Below are 20,477 nucleotides of genomic sequence, written 5' to 3'. Positions count from 1 at the left end.
CAAATCAGAAGAAAAGGTCAGCGATTTTATCGCTGACCTTTTCTTTTTTACGGATTTAAAAAATCCTTGAAGAGCTTCTCAAGAGCCTTGGACTCTTCATAATCTACTTTTCCATCCTCTAGTACTTTGGAGATTATATCGTAGAAATCTTTGTAAGGAGCATCCATGCACAAATGCGCATTTTCTTCAAGCCAAGTTTTCAGCATATACACCTCATGTTTATTGATCTCCCCATCAGCCAATATTCCGTAGCAAATTCCTCTCAAAAAATTGATATCCGCCACGGCCTGATCTTTCGGAACAAAATGCTTGCGATACTTTGTAAGGATCACGTTCATGTCTAGAATTTCCTCGGCAGTCACCACATTGGTGTCTAAAATTGCCTTGATATCGTGGAAAAAATCTTTGAATGGACCATCAGTTGCCAGCTCTTGATTGGCGTAGCACCAGTCTCTCAGTTCCATGATTTCATTTCGATTTACCCTACGGTCCAAAAAAACGCCGTGAAGGAGACCTTTAAGCCTGTTATAAGCTTGAGTAGTTTTTGGGTTCATTTTTTTTCTTCTTAAGCTACATTCAAAAAGCCAAAAAATAAATACTTGACCTGCCGTTTTTTCATTTCTTGTATGAATGGTTTAGATTTCAAGCATGAACTCTCCAAGAGTTTTGTTTAATCCTGTTTGTATCAGAGTCCCATAACCAATTTTTATGCTCACTTGCCAAAAGCACCTATTCAGTCTGGATCCAGAGGTTTCATATTTGAACAATGCCTATCGTGGCCCAATTTTGAAGTCTTCTGAGGAAGCAGCATTGATCGATCTTCGTCAAATGCGAAACCCATTTTCCATGCAACCTGCGGATTTCTTTACCTGCGTGGATCAAGTAAAGAGCCTTTTTTCCAAAATGATAGGATGTGAACCAAAAGAGGTGGCTATGATACCAAGTACGTCCTATGGTTTTGCGGTAGCGCTCTCAAATTGGAAACCAGGTCCAGGTAAAAAAGCTATCACAGTGAAAGATGAATTTCCGAGTGGATACTTTTCGCTAAAAAGGTGGGCTGATGAAAACGAAGGGGAATTGGTGATTGTGGACGGAGATCCCAAGGCGGGAAGCCTGGGGGAATCATGGAATGAGCGATTACTCACAGCAATAAGCTCTGATACGGGAGTTGTTTTGATTTCTAGTGTGCACTGGATGAATGGGGTGAAATTTGATCTGGAGGCGATTGGAAGACGTTGTGAAGAAGTAGGCGCCTGCTTTATTGTCGATGGTACGCAGTCGGTAGGCGCTATGCACATTGATGTGAAGGGATGTAGGATTGATGCACTGATCTGTGCGAGCTACAAATGGCTGTTGGGTCCTTATTCACTCGGGTTATCCTTTTTTGGTGAAAAATTCAAGGATGGGAAACCACTTGAGGAATCCTGGATGAACAGAACCAATTCGCATATTTTTTCTGAACTCACTAATTATCAAGAGGAGTTTTTACCGGGTGCAAACCGTTTTAATGTCGGGGAGACGAGCTACTTTATTTTATTACCCATGCTTGAAAAAGCCCTTGAGCAACTCATAGCTTGGACGCCAGCTGGAGTTCAGGCTTATGCGCATAGCCTTAAAACAGAATTACTTGATTTTCAGCAATCGAGGGGCTTAGGTTTAGATTTGAGCGAATATGCTGCTAATCATCTTTTTGCGCTTCCACTTCCCAGTGGAACGGATGCCAAAGTAATCAAAGGAAGACTGGATGAGCAGAAAGTTTACGTCTCAGTTCGTGGTCAATCTTTGCGCGTTTCCATTAATGTGTTTAATGAATTGAGGGATATTGAGAGGTTGAAAAAGGCTTTGAAATGATAATTCGTAGTTTTTACACCGCAAGGTTGTTTTACAGCTTGAAATCCTTTTTACCCTGAGTTATTCAATAAATGGGTGTGGAGTGGTTACAACCTACATTTTTTACCGCACAAATATTTTCATTTGTAGGTTTCGCAGGAGAAGCTTACTTTTCATCTTATCCTTATCACCAAATTAACCACTATCAAAATTTATCTAAAGTCCATTGATATGCCTATCTACACACGGTTGGGACACTTGATTTGGTCATAACAACAAAACAATCATATGAAAAGAAGAGATTTTATCCACCTTTCCAGTTTAGGCTTGGGAGCTCTGGCTACATCCGGTCTGGTCGCCATGAGCAATCCCGTGACAGCAGAGCAATTGCTCGAGCCAGGGATCGATGTGGCAGCGAAGAAACTTCTCGCAGACACAGCCCTGAATGCCGCCAAAGCTAAAGGAGCCACGTACACGGATGTTAGAATTGGCCGTTACCTTCAGCAGTTTCTCTTTACCCGAGAGAAAAATGTTCAAAACATCACCAATGCGGAATCCTTCGGTGTAGGTATTCGAGTGATTGCGAACGGAACCTGGGGATTCTCGGCTACCTCTGATGTGACGCCTGATGGAATTAAGAAATGTGCAGAAACAGCCGTAGCCATCGCTAAGGCAAACTCCAAACTACAAAAAGAGCCGGTTGAACTTGCGCCAGTTAAAGGTCAAGGGGAAGTCTCCTGGAAGACGCCCATTCAGAAAAATGCGCTGGAAGTTCCTGTGAAGGAAAAAATTGACTTGCTCCTCGGGGTAAATAATGCGGCGATGGATACTGGTGCAGCCTTTGTGAATTCTTCACTTTTCATGATCAATGAGCAAAAGTATTTTGCGTCCACAGACGGCTCTTACATTGATCAGGACATTCACAGAATTTGGCCAACATTTAATGTAACCGCGGTGAATAAGACTTCAGGCGGGTTTAGATCTCGTCAAGCCCTTAGCGCACCAATGGGTATGGGTTACGAGTACCTCGATGGACTAGAAAAGGATAAAGCGATGAATCCAGCAGGATTCAATAGCTATAGAAACTCCTATGATATGCTGGAGGATGCTGTAAATGCTGCAAAGCATGCGCAGGAAAAATTGACTGCTAAGTCAGTAACGCCGGGCAAATATGATTTGGTCTTGGATCCTGATCACTTGGGTCTTACCATTCACGAATCTGTAGGTCATCCATTGGAACTGGATCGTGTTTTGGGTTATGAAGCAAACTATGCAGGAACCAGTTTTGCTACTTTGGATAAGTGGAGAGCGGGTGACTTCAAATACGGTTCTGACAAGGTAAATATCGTGGCAGACAAGACTCAGCCGCTTTCTCTCGGAAACACCGGTTATGATGACGAAGGAGTAAAGTGCAAGGAGTGGGATTTGATCAAAAATGGTGTTTTGGTCAATTATCAGGCAATCAGAGATCAAGCTAAAATCATCAATGAGCCCGAATCTCACGGTTGCTGCTTTGCAGATAACTGGTCTTCGGTACAGTTCCAGCGAATGCCAAATGTGTCTCTAAAGCCAGGCACTGAAAAGTTGAGCGTAGCCGAAATGGTTAAGGATGTGGAGAAAGGCATTTACATTTTGGGTAGAGGCTCTTATTCCATTGATCAGCAACGTTACAATTTCCAGTTTGGAGGTCAGCTTTTCTACGAAATCAAAAACGGAGAAATTACCAACATGCTTGAAGATGTAGCCTATCAGTCCAATACTCAGGAGTTTTGGAATTCCTGTTCCCAGATTTGCGATAAGGATGATTACAAGTTCTTTGGATCATTCTTCGATGGCAAAGGTCAGCCTTCACAAGTCTCGGCTGTATCCCATGGCAGCAGTACGACTCGCTTTGATGCAGTCAATGTGATTAATACTGGACGAAATATTTAACCCCAACAGAAGAATTATGGCAATTTTAACACAAGAAGAAGCGAAAACGATCATCGATAAGGTGCTCTCCTATGCCAAAGCTGACGAGACTCAGGTTGTGATTTCTGGAGGGAGAACCGGTAATATCAGATATGCTCGAAACAATGTGAGTACAAGTGGTGAGACAAATGAGATCTCATTGAATGTAACTTCAGTTTATGGCAAAAAGTCAGGATCATCCAGCATTAATGAGTTGGACGATGAATCCTTACGCAAAGCAGTTGCTCGAGCAGAAGAAATCGCTCAGCTAGCACCGGAAAATCCGGAATACATGCCGATGCTAGGGCCACAAGAATATCCAGAATCCAAGACTTTCTCGGAGTCTACCGACGGCATCACACCAGATCAACGAGCTCAAATTGCAGCAGACAGTCTAAATCCAAGCGGAGCGGCCAATCTTAGTGCCGCAGGATACTTGGAGGACTTCTCTGGTTTTGCTGCTATGGGAAATAGCAAAGGGATGTTTGGTTACAACAAAAGAACATCAGTTGACTTTTCAGTGACTGTTCGTACCGCAGATGGTACAGGTTCTGGCTATGCTATTCGGGATTACAATGACGTGAGTCTTTTGAATTCAAAAGAGGTAACAAGCATTGCCATGCAAAAAGCGCAAGCCTCTGTAAATGCTCAGGCAATTGAGCCGGGCAAATACACGGTAATTCTAGAGCCAACAGCTGCAGGAGACTTATTAGGACTTTTAACTCGTAGTTTAGATGCAAGAAATGCCGATGAGGGCCGAAGCTTTTTGAGTAAAAAAGGTGGTGGAACCAGAGTAGGAGAGAAGTTTTTTGACGAGCGAGTAAATATCTATTCTGATCCAGCTCACCCTCAGATTCCAGGTGCACCTTGGGATAATGAAGGCTATCCGCAAAAGCCAGTCACCTGGATAGAAAATGGTGTGGTCAAAAACATGTTTTATTCTCGCTATTGGGCAGAAAAACAAGGCGTTGCACCTGTGGGAAGACCGAGTGGCGTAATCATGGAAGGTGGAGATCAGAGTCTGGCAGATTTGATCAAAAGTACAGAACGAGGCATTTTGGTGACTCGATTCTGGTATATCCGAAGCGTGGATCCACAGACCCTACTCTTTACTGGATTGACCCGAGATGGTACCTTTTACATCGAAAACGGTCAGATCAAATTCCCCGTTAAAAACTTCCGATTCAATGAAAGCCCGATTATTATGCTCAACAATATAGAAGCCTTGGGTCGTCAGCAAAGAGTGGGAGGGGATATGATTCCTGCGATGAAGATTCGTGACTTCACCTTCACGAGTTTGTCTGACGCAGTTTAAAAAATGTCCACGGGCCACAGTCGACTGTCGACCGTGGTCCGTAGACTTAAAATCGCATGAATAACTTCTTCTTCACTCGGATTAAGTACAACTCGGGAAATTGGGATACGGATCAGCGGATGCCGTCAAACCTGATTCATTCTCTGATTGAGTATACCACGATCCCACTAGATCAACAGGAGAAAATAGTAGAACTAAGTAGTTCAGAAATTTTCAAAAGTCCCTTTTGCTATCTGAGTGGACATAAGCTTGTGGAGTTTTCCACTGAGGAGCGAAAAAACTTCAAGACCTATGTGGAGAATGGAGGTTTTGTCTTCGCGGATGATTGCAATCATGATATTGACGGGCTCTTCGCAAAGTCTTTTGAGGCCGAAATGGCCAGAACCTTTGGCGCTAACGCGCTTCAAAAAATCCCAAATAACCACCCGATTTATACCGCTTTCTTCGAGTTTGAAGAAGGCCCTCCGGCCACATCATTCGAGCTAAATGGTTGGGGTGATGATCTCATCCACGACTATCTCAAAGCTGTGGTGATCAACGGGAGAATCGGGGTGCTGTACAGCAATAAGGATTATGGCTGCGAATGGGATTATGATTTTAGAAATAAGCGTTTTCTCAAAGAAGACAATACCAAATTTGGCGTAAACATCATTGTTTATGCACTAACATACTGATTTTGGAAGCAAAAGAACTAGAAAGGTATCAAGCCCTGGTGGATAAAATCCCCAACCTAAAGCGTGAGATCGCCAAGACCATTGTGGGTCAGGAAGAAGTGATCGAGGAGATTATTATCACTCTTTTAGCGGCCGGACATTGCCTGCTCGAAGGGGTTCCAGGTTTGGCCAAAACCCTGATGGTCAAGTCCATTTCTGATGCGATGGAGCTCAATTTTAAGCGAATTCAGTTTACTCCAGACCTGATGCCGGGAGATATTTTAGGGACGGAAATCCTCGAAGAGGATCATGAAACGGGGAAGAAATTCTTTCAATTTAATCGAGGACCCATCTTCGCCAACTTGGTCTTAGCTGATGAAATCAACCGTACTCCACCGAAAACCCAAGCTGCACTACTCGAAGCCATGCAGGAAAAAGTGGTGACCTATGGAGGTCAGCTTCACCCATTACCCGATCCGTTTTTGATTATAGCCACCCAAAACCCGATCGAGCAAGCTGGTACCTACCCGCTTCCCGAGGCACAATTGGACCGTTTTCTCCTTTATATCAAATTGGGCTATCCTTCAGAAAAGGAAGAGCTGGAAGTTTTGGAGCGAACTACAGGGACTTACAAAGCAGAAACTCATCAGATTTTTACTGGCCTAGAGATTAAAAAACTTCAACAGTTGACGAGAGAAGTTCATATTGATTCCTCTTTGCTGTCTCAGATCAACGCGCTCATTCGGTCCACAAGACCTGCTGAGACTAAAGTGGAGGCTGTAAAGAATTACGTGGAGTGGGGAGCAGGCACTCGTGCTGGACAGGCCCTAATCCTCTGTGCGAAAGCCCGTGCCTTGGTCAAAGGCCGCTATTCCGTGATCCCAGAAGACATAATGCTTTTGGCTTATCCGGTATTGCGACATCGGCTTTCGTTGCATTTCCGCGCTGAAGCTGAGAATATCCATCCGGATCTAATTATATCAAAAATCCTGGAAGCGCAGGAAATCCATGCAAGCAAGTAATCTCGAAATCATCCGACTCAATAACCTGAGGCTTGGAGCTAAAATTATCTCCGAGCAATTGAAACATGGGGTGCATTTGGGCAAAAAAGCCGGAGTGGGGTTGGAGTTTGAGCAGTATCGGTATTACGAACCGGGAGACGATCCCAAACGAATTGATTGGAAGTATTTTTCCCGCTCGGGAAAGCATATGATCAAGGAATCCCAAACGGAAAGTCACTTGAATGTCCGGATTATGCTGGATTTATCGGGCTCAATGAACTATACCGAAAAGGGCATCAAGCGATTGGATTACGCCAAAAATCTGATTGCCTCTTTGGCTTACTTGGGAAATCAGCAAGGAGATGCATTGTCCTTTTTTACCTTGCAAAATGGCAAAGTACTCCAAAAAGTAGCTCCCTCACCGAAGGCATTTCAGCGGATAATTTACTGCTTGGAACAAGATCAAGCGGAAGGTTCTTGGCCAATAGGTCCCCAAGAATTTCCTGAATTGAAATCCAGAAAAAAGGAGTTAATCATCTTCGTTTCAGATTTTTTGCAAAAGGAATCCGAGTGGATTCAAATCGTGGAGGAGATGCGGCATCCCAAAAAAGAGATTGTCTTATTTCAGATTTTGGGTGAGCAGGAAAGATCTTTTGACCTGAAAGGGAATTTCGAGTTTGAAGATTTGGAGGGAAATCGACGTCTTAATCTGGATGGGGAAACCGTACGAAAAACTTATAATGAAGCGATATCAACTTACTTAAATGAGCTTGAAATGGCATTTCAACTACCTCAGGTTCATTTTTATTCTGTGACATTGATTGAACCCATTGCTGAAGTGATCAGCAGATTTCTTTCTGATCGACAATTAGGATGAGTTTTTTGAATCCCATAGCGCTTTGGGGATTGCTGGCAATAAGCATCCCAATTCTGATTCACCTCTGGAATGGAAAAAGAGGTCAGACGGTGGCTTGGGCAGCCATGGACTTTCTTTCCACGGTGGAAAGCCGAGTTTCGAAAGGCTTCAATTTGGAAAATTGGCTTGTCCTGATCCTCCGGATTTTACTCCTTGTTTTGCTGGTATTTCTTTTGGCCCAACTCACCGTTTTATCTGGTTCGGGACAAAAAGAAAAGAAAGTAGCCCATGTCATTTATGGTGATCAGCCACTTTGGGAGGAGTTTCGATTTGAAATTCAGCAGGCTTTGGAGCGGGATGAGTCTGTGATTTTGGCGGGCAATCCCTTAAGCAATATCACCACTTTAGAATCCCTGTTTGAAAGTGAATGGAATACGAATTCTCAGCTTCAAACTACCTTGGATAAATTGCCAAGGGGTTTGGACTCATTGGTTTTTTATGTGCCAAATTCTGCTTCCGAATTGACGTCTAGATATTTCAGCCTACCTGTTTCTCCGACTATACAGCTGAGCCAAGTTGCACCTGTTTCTAAATCTATTTTGATTAAAACCCAGTCAACTCAAAACTTCAAAATCAATGAGACCGGAGTACTAGATTCGGTTGCGACGGAGGGTGGAGACATGGCTGAATACGATTTGTCTGAAGACATTCAGGTTTGGGTCCAAAATTCGGAGTTAGAAAAGGAATTTATCCAGGCTGCCTTGGAATCCATTTCGGAAGTTTATGGTATTCGCTTCCAATTTACTGATCAAATGGATTCTGCTTCCCTAGTTTTTTCAAATGAAAGATTGCCAAAAATGGAGTCGGAGAAGCTTTATTTTGTCTCTAATGTCATCACCGATTCCGAAAGCTCCAATCAAATCATTTTGCCAGATTCATTGACATTTACTGATTCAGAATTAATCCGAAATGGGCAATTACCGGAGTTTATTATAGAAAATTTTCTGGCTCACCAAGGGATTGTCCCCAAGTCAAGTCCTTTGGAAATTAGCCAATTAGAATCAAGATTCTTAGTGAAACCGGCAGGCCGTGAAGCAGGGCAGGCCAATCCAAATGAATGGCTCTTTCTATTGTTTTTGGGGACTATAGGCATAGAGCGTTTTTTCGCAATGAAACAAGGCATTTGAATTCACTTCAAAACCATATCGCCCGAATAGAAAAGCAAATATTGGGTATGATTCTGCTCAAATCACTGCTGATCGGATTAAGTTTATTTGGCCTAATCTTAAGCTTCGGGATTTCCATGTTCTGGGCTCTTTTCTTCGGAATTCTGTTTGCTTTCGCTTCACTCTATATTCTGAACGGATTTGCTAATCACAGAAAAGCTGCCATTTCACATTTGCATCAGCATGTGAAGGGTCTCGAGTTTAGTTTGGAATTGCTTAGTAAAACTGAGTTGAATGTTGCCGAACAATTGCAGTTAGCCCGGGTGGAGAAGCAAGTGGCAGCTCAGCCAGCAGGATTGGATTTTCGCAAAGTTGCTCCCTTCTTTTTACTGCTGCTTATTCCCTTGATTTCATTTGGTGTGTCGCTTTTGATCCCTGAAAAAGAAAATGCGGAGCTTCTCCGGGAGCGTGAAAATTTGATTTTCCTTCCCGATTCATTGTCGGAGGAGACGGTGGTCTTGGAATCTATTTCCCTGAAAATCACCCCACCATCCTATTCAGGTATACCAGAAAGCACTCAAAATTCCCTTCAGGTTTCTGCTCTGAAAGGATCTAGACTTTCTTGGGAAATTCAGTTTTCGGTGCTTGATCTTCAGGTTTTTCTTTTCAATTCTTTGGGGGATTCTCTGGCTTTCGAAAGAAATGTAGATCAATTCAACCTCGCTGATCAGCTGAATGCTTCCGGGATATATGCAATTCAGGCCTATCGAGATGATGTAAAAGTCTATGAATCAGCCTTTTTTAAGATTGAAGCGATTGAAGATTTGGCACCGATCATTGTGCCAACCGAAAAGGAATTGTACGCCTATCATTTTCATCAAGACGGAAGTAATAAAAAAGTGGAGGCAGAACTGAGTGATGATTTTTTGGTGAGGGAGGTGTATTTGGTTGCTACTTTGGCCAGAGGTTCTGGGGAAAATGTGAAATTTAGAGAGACCCGAATTCCGATTGGGAAGAAGAATTTTAAATCAGCCCAACTAGCTGTCAACCTTGATTTAGAGGCTTTAGATTTCAAGCCAGGAGATGAGTTATACTATTATTGGGCAGCGATAGATAATAAGCGGCCTGAAGCGAATTTGTCCAGATCGGATACCTACTTCCTAAACTTCGTAGACAGTACAGGCATGAACGAGGAGCAATTGATGGGGATGGCAATCCATGTGATGCCCGATTATTTTCGAAGTCAGCGACAGATTATTATAGATACTGAAAAGCTCATTACCTCCAAAAAATCAATTGCGGAGCGAGCCTTTAATGTGACAAGCAATGAAATCGGCTACGACCAAAAGCTTCTACGTCTTCGCTATGGGCAATATTTAGGGGAGGAGTTTGAAAATTCTGCTGGTGGAGCTCAACCTGAGGAAGGTGATCCAGAAGATTTGCTGGCCGGATTCCGACATGATCACGACCATGAAGATGAGGGAGAAGGGCTGGCAAAGCAAACCCCTGCAGTCGAGCAAGAGGAGGCTCACGAGTCCCATGAGCATGATGATGATGGAGGGCTTAGTGGAATTTTGGACTCCTATATTCACAACCATGAGGACGAGGAAATGAATACTTTTTATGAGGCCTCGACCAAAAACATGCTGAAAATGGCCTTGGAGCAGATGTGGTCATCCGAGCTTTATTTGCGTCTTTTTGAACCAGAGAAAGCTCTTCCTTTTCAGCAAAAGGCTTTGGAATACCTCAAGACAGTTCAGCAAAAATCCAGAGTTTATGTAAAGCGGACGGGATACGACCCGCCTCCAATCAAAGAGGAAGAAAAGCGACTCTCAGGAGAATTGGAAAAGCTAGAGTCGGTTATCCGAAAGGAGCAAATCGCTCGAGAAAAAGAGATCGCGCCTTTGGTAGCGGAGGTTTTGGGATTGCTCCCAAAAGCAGAACTCAGCGATGAAGAAATCCGAAAAATTCAGCAACTGGGGCAACTTTGGACCGAACGAATGCAATATTCAGGGCTTTCGGATTGGTCTGTTTTGCTGCATCTGCAAGAGTTGAGCACAGGCATCATCACCGATGAGGGTCTATCTGAACTGTATCAAAAGCTCCACCCCTTATTGGCAACGAATCAGCAATTGGACGCTTCCTTTTTAGCTAAGAAAGAGTTGCAAAAAGCATTTTGGGCAAAATTCAATTGATGGCATTACAACCGATCGTTTCTCCGATTTTTGCTTGGGTCTTTGGAATCGTCATCGTCATAGGCTTTGGAATTCTGATTGCTCTTATTCAAAAGTCTGATCTTTATTCAAAACGCAAGGCGATTAAGCACATGCTTCATGCGCTTTTGACGATGGCTTTGTTGGCATTTATTTTAAACCCAGTTTGGCTTTCTCAGCCGAGCCAAAAGCCGCTTTTGGTTTTTTCCGAGGATCTTGGAAAAAGTGAAGTTGACTTTTGGAAGGACAGTCTCAGTATTGAAAAAGCCGTTAGGGCAGAGAATTTTGAATCCAATGAGAATTCACTGGTTCTTTTGGGAAGGGAGTTTTCTAAGGAATTTCTTTATTCACTTCGTGCCAATTCTTTGGATTGGGTCATTCCAGAAGGAAAAGAGCCTAATTATTTGAATTGGAAAGGTGTGCTGACTCAGGGAGAGGTTCAGAAAATTCAACTAGGAATCGATTTAAAATCAGGCTCCGGTATGAAGCTTTTCCAAGCTGGAAATGAAATTGGTGAGTATACGGTAGACGCTGATCAAACGAATTTTCAGATTGAAAAGTCCGCGAATATTTTGGGGAGAAATGAATGGAAAATTGTGGTCGATGAAGATTCCATAGGGGTGCTTCGATTTTTTGTATTGCCCAATCCACCCATTCGGGTTCAACTCCAAACGGGATTTCCCGGACCTGAAATTCGGACTTTGGGTAGATATTTAAGTGGGAAAGGGGAGAAGGTTCAAGAGGATATTCAGCTTTCAAAAAACACTGGATTACGCACTGAAAATCTGCCAGCGGACTCGGTGGATGTTTTTGTCATTGACCCCAGTCAAATTCAAAACAGGGAAATTCAAAAGCAATTGGATCGTGGGGCGTCTGTACTCTTATTGAATCTTTCCGAACCGGTGAAACAAGTCGAAGCTTTGAATAAGGCTTTTGGGACTGGGTTTCAAATTTCATCTATGGGGCCCACTGAGAATCGGCTCTTAGAAAATAAAATGGAGGCTTTACCCTTTGAGATGGTGAGCCGAAATACACAGCGCACACTTTTTGAAAAATCCTTTGCCGTGCAAAAGCTAGGGAATTCGAAAGTGGGGGTGAGTTTGTTGGCGGAAACATTCAGCTTGGCTCAAGCTGGAGACTCTTTAGCCTATAGTGCTGTTTGGGATAGCATTTTGGGTGAATTAAGGCCTGATTCTGACGAAAATTGGAAGCTGGAAGCGCCATTGTTTCAAAATGAATTTTATACTTTGGCATACAACGGGACTGATTCTACCAGCATTTCAGAGCTCAAATCCAGTGGCCTTCGTCGATCTCAGTCCCTGATCAATCCAAATTCAACAAGTTGGGAAGGCTTTAAAAGTGAATCTGGTTGGCAAAAAGTAAACGAGACGATTGAGGCCTATTTTTACTCTCCTTCGGAATTTCCCTCCATTTATGCCAATCAACAACGAGCAGAGTTTATGCGCTCGAAGGCTTGGGAAAGCACAAATCCGGAAAATATCACCACAGAAAAAACAATCCCATTTTGGGTCTGGGGATTGATTTTTGGTTTGATTTTAACGGCGATTTGGCTTGAGCCGAAGTTTGAGTTTTAATTTATTCGATTTTTACCCTGGTTTTTCCAACTACCTAAAATGCAATGTAAAAATCGTTTGTTCATTAGGCGTGGACTTCACCTGAAGGCTTCCCTTGTGTAGATTCATGATTTGTCTGGAAATGGCTAAACCAATGCCTGAACCTGTCTTTTTGGTGGTGTAGAAGGGGACAAAAATTCGCTCCAAGGCCTCGGGAACGATTCCAGGCCCGTGGTCTTCAACTTGGATCACCGTACCCAAATCACCCTGATTTTGTGCGGAAAGCCATATCGTTCGATCAGCTTGATTCACTAGACTTTCTGAGGCGTTTTTGATCAAATTGATCAAAATCATGGTGATCTGATCGACATCACATCGGATGCTAGTATCCGCGGGTTCAATTGACATCTCTACTTTGACTTCATTTGATTTCAAATCCTCCTTCATCAGACGTAGGACATTTTCGAAAAGTGAATGAACAGGAATACTCTCCAGTTTAGGAAGGGGAATATTGGTGTAGTCTCGATAGGCATTTACGAAACTTACCAAGCCACGACTTCGATTTGCGATGGTGTCAAGGCCTTCTTGCATATCCTGAAACCCATCACGTTTGATCAGCATACCTTCCCGCTGAAGGTAGGTATCCTCCTCCAAAATGGTTCGCAGGCTCTCGACCAGACTGGAAATCGGAGTGATCGAATTCATGATTTCATGGCGCAAAACTTTGGTGAGGTTTTGCCAGGCTTCGAGCTCGTTCGATTGAAGCTCAGCATTGATGTTTTGCATGGAGAGCAGAGTCCAGCTTTCTCCGCCCATTTTTAGTGAGGTGGATTGGATGATCAAATGGAGGCTTGCGTTTATTTTTTTGGAAATCCGCTGCCCCGGCTTCATTTCAATGACTTCTTTGAGTAATTCAGTCGAAAGCTTTCCCAGATCCTTGATATCTCGAAACTGTGGGATTTGAAGTAGGTGTTTTGCTGAGTTGTTGATTACCCCGATTTGTCCTTGTGAATTGAAAGAAATAATGCCCGAGTTGATGTGCTGAATGATGACCTGAAGAAAAAGCATTTGCTCTTCCTTTTCAGCTCGGGTCTGCTTAAAAACATCCATTACTTCATTGAAAGCAATATTTACAGCCTTGAAGGAATCTCCTTTTTTACTATCTGAAGTGAATGAACTTGAAAAGTCATTGAAGCGGATAGAATCCAGGAATCTAGCCAACTTCTGATTGATGGAATTGACAAAGTATACCATCTCGATCACTTGCAAAATGAGAATAAAGGCCAAAATCCCGGGTGCGAGTAGGAGGTTTTGACTGTAAAAAAGCCAAATAGCAAAAAACATGGTTATTGCCAAGCCGATCACTCGCAGCACTACACCGACGTAAAATCGCTTATAAACCATATTTCTCGAGTCTGCGATACAGTGAGGACCGAGTCAATCCCAGCTCTTCTGCCGCTCTTGTGATGTGTCCGTTGTGCTTTTGAAGAGCCTTTCGAATCAAAATCCGCTCTACATCCTCAATATTCAAATGCTCGAGGTTAACGGACTCTTCTTGGCGCTCAGGTTGTTGCATTTTTTGTAAAAAAAGATCTTCAGGCTGCAGCACGCTATGATTAGACATGATCACCGCACGCTCAATGCTATGTTGAAGCTCACGGATATTTCCAGGCCAGTGATACTTGCTCATGCGTTTGACTAGTGGCTCTGAGGCTTTTCGTATGTCTTTGTTATACTTTTTAGAATAAAAGCTAATGAAATGATCCGCGAGCAATGGGATATCCTCAACCCGCTCTCGGAGTGGAGGAAGTTGGATTTCTATGGTATTGATCCGATAGAGAAGATCTTGACGGAATGTATTGTCATAGATCATGTTGTGAATCGGCATATTGGTCGCAGAAATTAGGCGGATATTTACTTCCACCGGGCGATTGGCACCCACTCGGGTCACTTGTCGGTTTTGAAGCGCCGCAAGTAACTTTGCCTGTAAGGCGAGAGGTAAGTTTCCTATTTCGTCCAAGAATAAAGTGCCCTTGTGGGCTTGTTCGAAGCGACCGGCACGATCGTCTTTTGCATCAGTAAATGCACCTTTTTTATGACCAAAAAGCTCACTTTCAAACAGCGTCTGGGTGATAGAACCGAGATCTACACCAACAAAGGCCTCTTTATTTCGACGTGAATGTCTATGAATTGCTCTAGCAATCAGTTCCTTCCCTGTTCCATTTTCACCTAAAATCAAGACGTTCGCATCGGTGGTGGCTACTCGCTCTATGGTTTCAAAAACCTTCTGCATTGAGTCACTTTGTCCAATAATGTCCTTGAACTTGTTATCCATATCCTGCTGCAAGGTTTCCTTTTGATCTTTCAAAAGGTCTACCTCAAGCTTTTTTCTGCGAAGCTGAAGAGCTGTATTAAGCGTCGCTAGCAGGCGTTCATTTTCCCATGGCTTCAAGACAAAGTCAGTGGCGCCTTCTTTAATGGCTTTAACTGCAAGATTCACATCGCCATATGCGGTGATTAAAACGACCACTGCAGAGGGATCCAACTCCAGAATTCGATCTAACCAATAGAACCCTTCCTGTCCGGAGCTGACATCCTTGGTAAAGTTCATGTCGAGTAAAATCACATCATATTGCTCATTATGGGTAAGGATGGGAATAAGATCCGGGTTGGTCTCCGTATCCACTTGAGCAAAATGTCTTTTCAAAAAGATCTTGGCGGCTTTTAATAGGTCCTCATTATCATCTATGATGAGGATTTTTCCAATTCTTTGTTCGTTCATCTACCTGTCTGTCATTTATAAGTGAAAATGTTGGCTTAGTAATCTTTCTTTCCTTGTTCCAAAAGCATACCGAAACGAGGTGGAATATGGTTTTTCAGAGAAAAGCCCGATTTGGGATTATTTGAGCCCTTTTTTTCTGATTGTAGACTTGACTCCACCGTATCTCAATCTAGTTCATTTTTATTCAATTCGTTCGCTAGCGAACAAAAATGTTCGCGAGTCAAAAAGAAGAATTCATCTAAATCGACCTCAAATCCATTTTACGCCCTTTTTTTTCATGGCACACCCTTTGGCATACAAGGGCAGCCCCACAATGGGACAAAGAATATGGATAGAAAAATTGAAAAGAAATTTTGGAGCCCGAAACGAATCGCTTACATCGTAGGTGGAGTGGTTGTAGTTTTTGGGATTATTTACCAGATCGGCTTTGCAGATCATCGGTCCACTATGAATGTGGAAAAGGATCGCTTGAGCATAGCTACAGTGAAAACAGGTGAGTTTACAGATTATATTTTGGTTTCAGGCCAGATAGAGCCTGCCCAGACTTTTTTCCTAGACGCGGTCGAGGGAGGTATGGTGGCAGAAGTGGTTCGTGAATCTGGAGCACTGGTCAATCGTGGCGATACGATTCTTTCACTAACCAATTCAAACCTTCAGCTGGATGTTATGTCTCGGGAGACCATGCTGTATGAGCAAATCAATAATCTACGCCAAACTAGGCTTTTCCTAGATCAGAACGATTTGAGTCAGCAAGGTCAACTGGCAGAGATCGATTATCAGATCTCACTACTTGAGCCGCAGTACAAGCGTTTTAAGGAATTGCATGAAAAGAAATTGGTTTCAGACCGTGAGTTTGAGGAGGTCAGAGAGCAATATGAATATAATTTGAAGCGCAAGGAACTGACTTATGCTTCCTACAAAAGTGATTCTATTGCCAGATCGTATCAATTGGCTCAGCTACGACAGTCTGAAAATAGAATGCAGGCTTCTTTGAACGGCGTAGGCCAAATATTAAATAATCTGATCATTCGAGCCCCGATCTCTGGTCAGTTGGCCATGGAACAAATCGAAATTGGACAAGCTATCAATCCAGGCCAAAGATATGGGCAGATCGATGTATTAGATGAATTTAAGGTTCGTGTTCCTATCGACGAATTGTATCTTCCTAGAATTGGAGCAGGACTTCGGGGTAATTTCACTTTGAGCGGAGAGACCCATGAGCTTGAGATTTATAAAATCTACCCAACTATCACCAATGGACGATTTGAAGTGGATATGAAATTCACGGGTGAAAGTCCTTCTGGAATCCGCCGAGGTCAAAGCGTTCGAATCCGCCTTGAATTAGGGCAAAGTGAAGAGAGCCTGCTGCTTTCTACAGGAGGATTTTTCAAAGATACCGGGGGTAATTGGGTATTTGTGATCACAGCTGATGGAAATGCTGAAAAGCGAAATATCAGATTGGGACGTAAAAATCCAGAGTTCTACGAAGTGCTGGAAGGTTTAGTCGAAGGTGAAAAAGTCATCGTCAGCGGCTATGAGAATTTTGGGAAGAATGAAGTATTGGAATTGAATTAGAAATAAAAAAACTACTATAAACAACAATAACAATGGAAAACGTAATCAAAACCGTAAACCTTAGGAAATTGTATACCACTGAGGAGGTAGAAACAACTGCCCTTGATGGAATTCAAATCGAAATTAAAAAAGGGGAATTTGTTGCCATCATGGGTCCATCTGGATGTGGTAAATCCACCTTGCTGAATATCTTAGGACTTTTGGATAACCCAGATGAAGGAGAATATCATTTCATCGATAATGAAGTGGCGAAATTTTCTGAGAGACAGCGATCCTCTTTGAGAAAAGGAAACATTGGTTTCGTCTTCCAGAGCTTTAATCTTATTGATGAATTGACTGTGTTTGAAAATGTGGAGCTTCCACTGCTTTATCTTAAAATCCCTGCTGCCGAACGTAAAACCAGAGTGGAGGAGGTTTTGGGCCGGATGAACATCATGCACAGAAGAAATCACTTCCCTCAGCAGCTTTCAGGTGGTCAGCAGCAACGGGTGGCCATTGCCAGAGCGATTGTAGCCAAGCCTTCGGTAATCCTTGCGGATGAGCCTACAGGTAATTTGGACTCCACTAACGGTGAAGAAGTGATGCGACTTTTGGAAGAATTGAATAATGAAGGAACCACTATCGTGATGGTAACTCACTCTCCTCACGATGCCAACTATGCGCATAGAATCATCAACTTATTCGATGGTAAAGTGGTGACGGAGAATATCCGTGAGCAGTTTCATGTCTGAGAAGTTAGTAAGTTGGGAGCTAAGAAAGTAAGGAGGTTTGAATGTGAGTATTCATTCAGCCTCTTGGCATCGCTCATCGAATTGATCAAAAAGCTTTATTCTGCTTTTATCGTAGCTCTGAATGCTCCAATGCTCTTCATGAAGTGGAAGGCTTGATCAAGGAGAGCTAAAGATTCTTCCTCATAAAGCAAGCCTCTTCTTTTGGCTTTTAGCGCTTTTAAAGTCCTTTTCAGTGGCACAGCTGAAAACTCAGGAGCAAATAACCAATTTGAACCATGTATCATGCTATTTAACTATCTGAAAATTGCCCTTCGAAGTTTAGTGAAAAGAAGAGTTTTCACAGCGGTGAACCTGTTGGGATTAACCCTAGGTCTACTTACTTTTTTGGTGCTTTTTGCCTATGTAGCTACCGAGTGGACTTTCAATGATTTTCATGACAAGAAGGATAGAATTTATAGAGTTGCAGTGATTGAAGGAAATGGGGAAGCGGAGGTTTTTCTACCACCTGGCTTTGCCAATATCCTTGAAGATCAATTTGCTGACCTCGATCATGTCAGCCGAGCAGCAGGATACATAGGGAATGGACTTGTTTCCATTCCAGAGCTAAATATTGCATTCAAAGAAGCTGCAATCAGTTTTGTGGAGGGGGATTTTTTCCAAACTTTTTCCTTCCCAATTAGAAGAGGTAACGCTGACCTTTCAGCCCCTCAAACCGCAGTAATTTCGAGTCAAATGGCGGAAAAACTCTTTGGTGAAAGTGATGCCTTGGGGAAAAGCTTTTTGTTGAGTAATCAATTCGGTAAAAACGAATTTACTATCACCGGAGTGTTAGATGAAATACCTCTCCGTTCAGATCTGAATTCAACCATTTTTCTGTCCATCCATTTTCTTCAAAATGAGGCGAATAGAAATGGAAATAATTGGGCTGATCCCGATGGAATGGACTCTGGATTTACAAATCTATACGTGCTGACCAATCCAGGGGTGGCATCCGCTGGTCTCGCAGATCAGATGACTACTTTCTTCAAGAGATTTCCAGGGCAAAATGATCTTACCATTCATCTTCAACCCTTAAATGAGTGGCATTTGGGTCGATCCATTGATGACCCACTTCCCACCTTCGGCAGTCGTGCCACAGTTTTGGTTTTCGCCGCCATGGCAATCCTGATCTTGGCTATCGCTTATGTGAATTACTTAAACCTTTCCGCTGCTAGCATCCTTACTCGCCTGAAGGAAATCAAAATGCGTAAGGTGCTTGGGGCTAATTCTTGGCAGGTAGGGCAACAGTTTATGGTCGAAACGCTCTTATTGCTCGTACTTTCTACTACTCTGGCATTTTTGGGGGTATACTTGCTGGAGACCCTTGTAGTTGCAGTGTTGGGTAAATCTATTTGGTTAGGAGCACTGAATCTTCCGATTTTTTGGCTTTTGATGGTCGCGCTGATAGGGTTTTGTTCGCTGTTATCAGGACTTTATGTGATTGTCCTCGCTAGCAAATTTGATAAAAAATCTCATGTTGACTTTAAGCCGACTGGTGGTCAGCTCGTACAAAAATCCCTAGTAGTTTTTCAATTTGTCATTTCCATTGGTATCATCATTTCCACCTTGATTATTCGGGATCAACTTTCCTATATGCAGAATAGAGATCTAGGAATGAACCTGGACCAATTGTTGGTCATTTACGGACCCAATGAGCTTGGAGAGAATAGTCAGGAAAAATTGGTTTCATTTAAAGATCGCTTATCAAACTATTCCTTCGTACAAGGACTTGCCTCCTCCAATGTCCTCCCAGGTAGGTCTTATAACTTTTCTGCTGCCGGGATTACACCTATGGTTTCTCGCCCGGAAGATCGGGATCAAAGCTATGCCATGGGGATCATAGATGAAAAATTCTTGGAGATCTATGAAATTGAAATTAAGGCGGGCCGAAGCTTTAGTCCTAATGAAACCATGCAAGGATGGTATGGCAGTAGAAAACTCATGGTAAATGAATCAGCAGCCAGAACTTTAGGCTTTGATAGCCCGCAGGCAGCAGCGGGGCAAGATATCAAATGGGGTGAGGATATTTATGAAATCGCTGGGGTGGTCGAAGATTATCATCACCTATCGCTCAAAGAGGAAATACTTCCAATGATTCTTCTACCAAATGAAGGTCAGGCTTATTTTTCTTTGATCGTAGACCCTTTTAATTTGGAGTCCAATTTGGCGACTCTACAAGCTACTTTTGAAGAAAGTTTTCCCGGTAACCCTTTCGAGTATTATTTTATGGATGATCAATTTGCCGCTCAGTATGCTGAAGATCAGCAGCTCAGTAAGACTTTTACCATTGCAGGGGTTTTATCCATTTTGATTTCCTGTTTAGGGTTGTTTGGACTGGCAGCCTATGCTGTTGAGCAGCGAACCAAAGAAATTGGCATTCGCAAAGTTTTGGGAGCGAGTAGCAGGGTAGTCATTCAGTTGATTACCAAGGATTTTGTCCTTTTGGTTTTGGTATCTGTTGTCATTGCTTTTCCACTAGCATGGTATGCTATGAAAACTTGGCAGGCAGACTTTCCCTATCAAGCAGGACTTTCAGTTTGGACATTTGCGCTAGGAGGAATAGTCACCTTGCTTATTGCCTTTTTCACCGTCGGCACGCAAGCCCTGAAAGCGGCTTGGTCAAACCCCATTGATGCTATGCGGGATGAGTAATTCCAATTAACCTCAATACTGTCCGATTTTTTGTCCAATCGTACAGAATTTCAAAGATCGAATTTGAAGAAATGCCCTCAGCCTTCTGCTTAGGGCATTTTATTTTTTGGACTAGCCCTTGCAACCTACTCTCTTAAATC

15 protein-coding genes are annotated in these 20,477 nt (G+C 42.9%); 12 read left to right on the top strand and 3 right to left on the bottom strand.

Annotated elements, in window-relative coordinates; all coding sequences use genetic code 11:
* Positions 1-47: 47 nt before the first annotated feature.
* Positions 48-554, bottom strand: coding sequence for a hypothetical protein (locus tag ACFOSV_RS16380; RefSeq protein WP_377907125.1), 507 nt, complete (start codon positions 552-554; stop codon positions 48-50).
* A 154-nt stretch (positions 555-708) separates the two neighbouring features.
* Here ACFOSV_RS16380 and ACFOSV_RS16375 point away from each other — a divergent pair, with 154 nt between their 5' ends.
* From ACFOSV_RS16375 to ACFOSV_RS16335, 9 genes are all read left to right on the top strand, one after another.
* Positions 709-1,851 (top strand): aminotransferase class V-fold PLP-dependent enzyme, encoded by a 1,143-nt coding sequence (locus tag ACFOSV_RS16375; protein WP_377907124.1) that lies wholly within the window; start codon positions 709-711, stop codon positions 1,849-1,851.
* A 267-nt stretch (positions 1,852-2,118) separates the two neighbouring features.
* Positions 2,119-3,762 (top strand): TldD/PmbA family protein, encoded by a 1,644-nt coding sequence (locus ACFOSV_RS16370; RefSeq protein WP_377907123.1) that lies wholly within the window; start codon positions 2,119-2,121, stop codon positions 3,760-3,762.
* Between the two features lie 16 nt (positions 3,763-3,778).
* Positions 3,779-5,095 carry a TldD/PmbA family protein gene (locus tag ACFOSV_RS16365; protein WP_377907122.1) on the top strand — a complete coding sequence of 439 codons (1,317 nt, stop codon included), beginning with the start codon at positions 3,779-3,781 and terminating at the stop codon, positions 5,093-5,095.
* 56 nt (positions 5,096-5,151) lie between these two features.
* Positions 5,152-5,769 (top strand): DUF4159 domain-containing protein, encoded by a 618-nt coding sequence (locus ACFOSV_RS16360; RefSeq protein WP_377907121.1) that lies wholly within the window; start codon positions 5,152-5,154, stop codon positions 5,767-5,769.
* A 2-nt stretch (positions 5,770-5,771) separates the two neighbouring features.
* Positions 5,772-6,770 carry an AAA family ATPase gene (locus ACFOSV_RS16355; protein ID WP_377907120.1) on the top strand — a complete coding sequence of 333 codons (999 nt, stop codon included), beginning with the start codon at positions 5,772-5,774 and terminating at the stop codon, positions 6,768-6,770.
* Positions 6,757-7,626, top strand: a complete 870-nt coding sequence (locus ACFOSV_RS16350) for a DUF58 domain-containing protein (RefSeq protein WP_377907119.1) — start codon at positions 6,757-6,759, stop codon at positions 7,624-7,626. Before ACFOSV_RS16355 ends, ACFOSV_RS16350 begins: the two co-directional genes overlap by 14 nt.
* The gene (locus ACFOSV_RS16345; RefSeq protein WP_377907118.1) at positions 7,623-8,792 is read left to right on the top strand and encodes a BatA domain-containing protein; all 1,170 of its coding nucleotides are present in this window, start codon (positions 7,623-7,625) and stop codon (positions 8,790-8,792) included. Before ACFOSV_RS16350 ends, ACFOSV_RS16345 begins: the two co-directional genes overlap by 4 nt.
* Positions 8,789-10,966: a hypothetical protein gene (locus ACFOSV_RS16340; protein ID WP_377907117.1), complete on the top strand. Its 2,178-nt coding sequence runs from the start codon at positions 8,789-8,791 to the stop codon at positions 10,964-10,966. The genes ACFOSV_RS16345 and ACFOSV_RS16340 overlap by 4 nt, the downstream gene beginning before the upstream one ends.
* Positions 10,966-12,579, top strand: coding sequence for a hypothetical protein (locus ACFOSV_RS16335; protein ID WP_377907116.1), 1,614 nt, complete (start codon positions 10,966-10,968; stop codon positions 12,577-12,579). The genes ACFOSV_RS16340 and ACFOSV_RS16335 overlap by 1 nt, the downstream gene beginning before the upstream one ends.
* A 30-nt stretch (positions 12,580-12,609) precedes the next feature.
* On the opposite strand, the gene ACFOSV_RS16330 is transcribed toward ACFOSV_RS16335, so the two are convergent.
* Together ACFOSV_RS16330 and ACFOSV_RS16325 are read right to left on the bottom strand one after the other, a co-directional pair.
* Positions 12,610-13,962, bottom strand: a complete 1,353-nt coding sequence (locus ACFOSV_RS16330) for a sensor histidine kinase (RefSeq protein WP_377907115.1) — start codon at positions 13,960-13,962, stop codon at positions 12,610-12,612.
* On the bottom strand, positions 13,952-15,340 hold the full coding sequence (locus tag ACFOSV_RS16325; RefSeq protein WP_377907114.1) for a sigma-54-dependent transcriptional regulator: 1,389 nt from the start codon (positions 15,338-15,340) through the stop codon (positions 13,952-13,954). Before ACFOSV_RS16325 ends, ACFOSV_RS16330 begins: the two co-directional genes overlap by 11 nt.
* Before the next feature lie 327 nt (positions 15,341-15,667).
* Between ACFOSV_RS16325 and ACFOSV_RS16320 the strand changes: the two genes are divergently transcribed.
* The 3 genes from ACFOSV_RS16320 to ACFOSV_RS16310 all read left to right on the top strand — a co-directional run bounded on the left by ACFOSV_RS16320 (position 15,668) and on the right by ACFOSV_RS16310 (position 20,337).
* The gene (locus ACFOSV_RS16320) at positions 15,668-16,915 is read left to right on the top strand and encodes an efflux RND transporter periplasmic adaptor subunit (protein WP_377907113.1); all 1,248 of its coding nucleotides are present in this window, start codon (positions 15,668-15,670) and stop codon (positions 16,913-16,915) included.
* 32 nt (positions 16,916-16,947) lie between these two features.
* The gene (locus ACFOSV_RS16315; RefSeq protein ID WP_377907112.1) at positions 16,948-17,646 is read left to right on the top strand and encodes an ABC transporter ATP-binding protein; all 699 of its coding nucleotides are present in this window, start codon (positions 16,948-16,950) and stop codon (positions 17,644-17,646) included.
* A 282-nt stretch (positions 17,647-17,928) separates the two neighbouring features.
* Positions 17,929-20,337: an ABC transporter permease gene (locus tag ACFOSV_RS16310; protein WP_377907111.1), complete on the top strand. Its 2,409-nt coding sequence runs from the start codon at positions 17,929-17,931 to the stop codon at positions 20,335-20,337.
* The last annotated feature ends 140 nt before the right edge of the window (positions 20,338-20,477 follow it).

This window comes from Algoriphagus namhaensis, assembly GCF_042649705.1.
Classification (GTDB): domain Bacteria; phylum Bacteroidota; class Bacteroidia; order Cytophagales; family Cyclobacteriaceae; genus Algoriphagus; species Algoriphagus namhaensis.
The sequence above is the reverse complement of the archived record's forward strand: the minus strand, read 5'-3'. Positions and strand labels throughout refer to the sequence as shown.

What these genes read in the sequence shown, in the direction of transcription:
- ACFOSV_RS16380 (WP_377907125.1), bottom strand. Translation starts at nt 554, where the DNA reads ATGAACCCAAAAACTACTCAAGCTTATAACAGGCTTAAAGGTCTCCTT.
- ACFOSV_RS16375 (WP_377907124.1), top strand. Translation starts at nt 709, where the DNA reads ATGCTCACTTGCCAAAAGCACCTATTCAGTCTGGATCCAGAGGTTTCA.
- ACFOSV_RS16370 (WP_377907123.1), top strand. Translation starts at nt 2,119, where the DNA reads ATGAAAAGAAGAGATTTTATCCACCTTTCCAGTTTAGGCTTGGGAGCT.
- ACFOSV_RS16365 (WP_377907122.1), top strand. Translation starts at nt 3,779, where the DNA reads ATGGCAATTTTAACACAAGAAGAAGCGAAAACGATCATCGATAAGGTG.
- ACFOSV_RS16360 (WP_377907121.1), top strand. Translation starts at nt 5,152, where the DNA reads ATGAATAACTTCTTCTTCACTCGGATTAAGTACAACTCGGGAAATTGG.
- ACFOSV_RS16350 (WP_377907119.1), top strand. Translation starts at nt 6,757, where the DNA reads ATGCAAGCAAGTAATCTCGAAATCATCCGACTCAATAACCTGAGGCTT.
- ACFOSV_RS16345 (WP_377907118.1), top strand. Translation starts at nt 7,623, where the DNA reads ATGAGTTTTTTGAATCCCATAGCGCTTTGGGGATTGCTGGCAATAAGC.
- ACFOSV_RS16335 (WP_377907116.1), top strand. Translation starts at nt 10,966, where the DNA reads ATGGCATTACAACCGATCGTTTCTCCGATTTTTGCTTGGGTCTTTGGA.
- ACFOSV_RS16330 (WP_377907115.1), bottom strand. Translation starts at nt 13,962, where the DNA reads ATGGTTTATAAGCGATTTTACGTCGGTGTAGTGCTGCGAGTGATCGGC.
- ACFOSV_RS16325 (WP_377907114.1), bottom strand. Translation starts at nt 15,340, where the DNA reads ATGAACGAACAAAGAATTGGAAAAATCCTCATCATAGATGATAATGAG.
- ACFOSV_RS16320 (WP_377907113.1), top strand. Translation starts at nt 15,668, where the DNA reads ATGGATAGAAAAATTGAAAAGAAATTTTGGAGCCCGAAACGAATCGCT.
- ACFOSV_RS16315 (WP_377907112.1), top strand. Translation starts at nt 16,948, where the DNA reads ATGGAAAACGTAATCAAAACCGTAAACCTTAGGAAATTGTATACCACT.
- ACFOSV_RS16310 (WP_377907111.1), top strand. Translation starts at nt 17,929, where the DNA reads ATGCTATTTAACTATCTGAAAATTGCCCTTCGAAGTTTAGTGAAAAGA.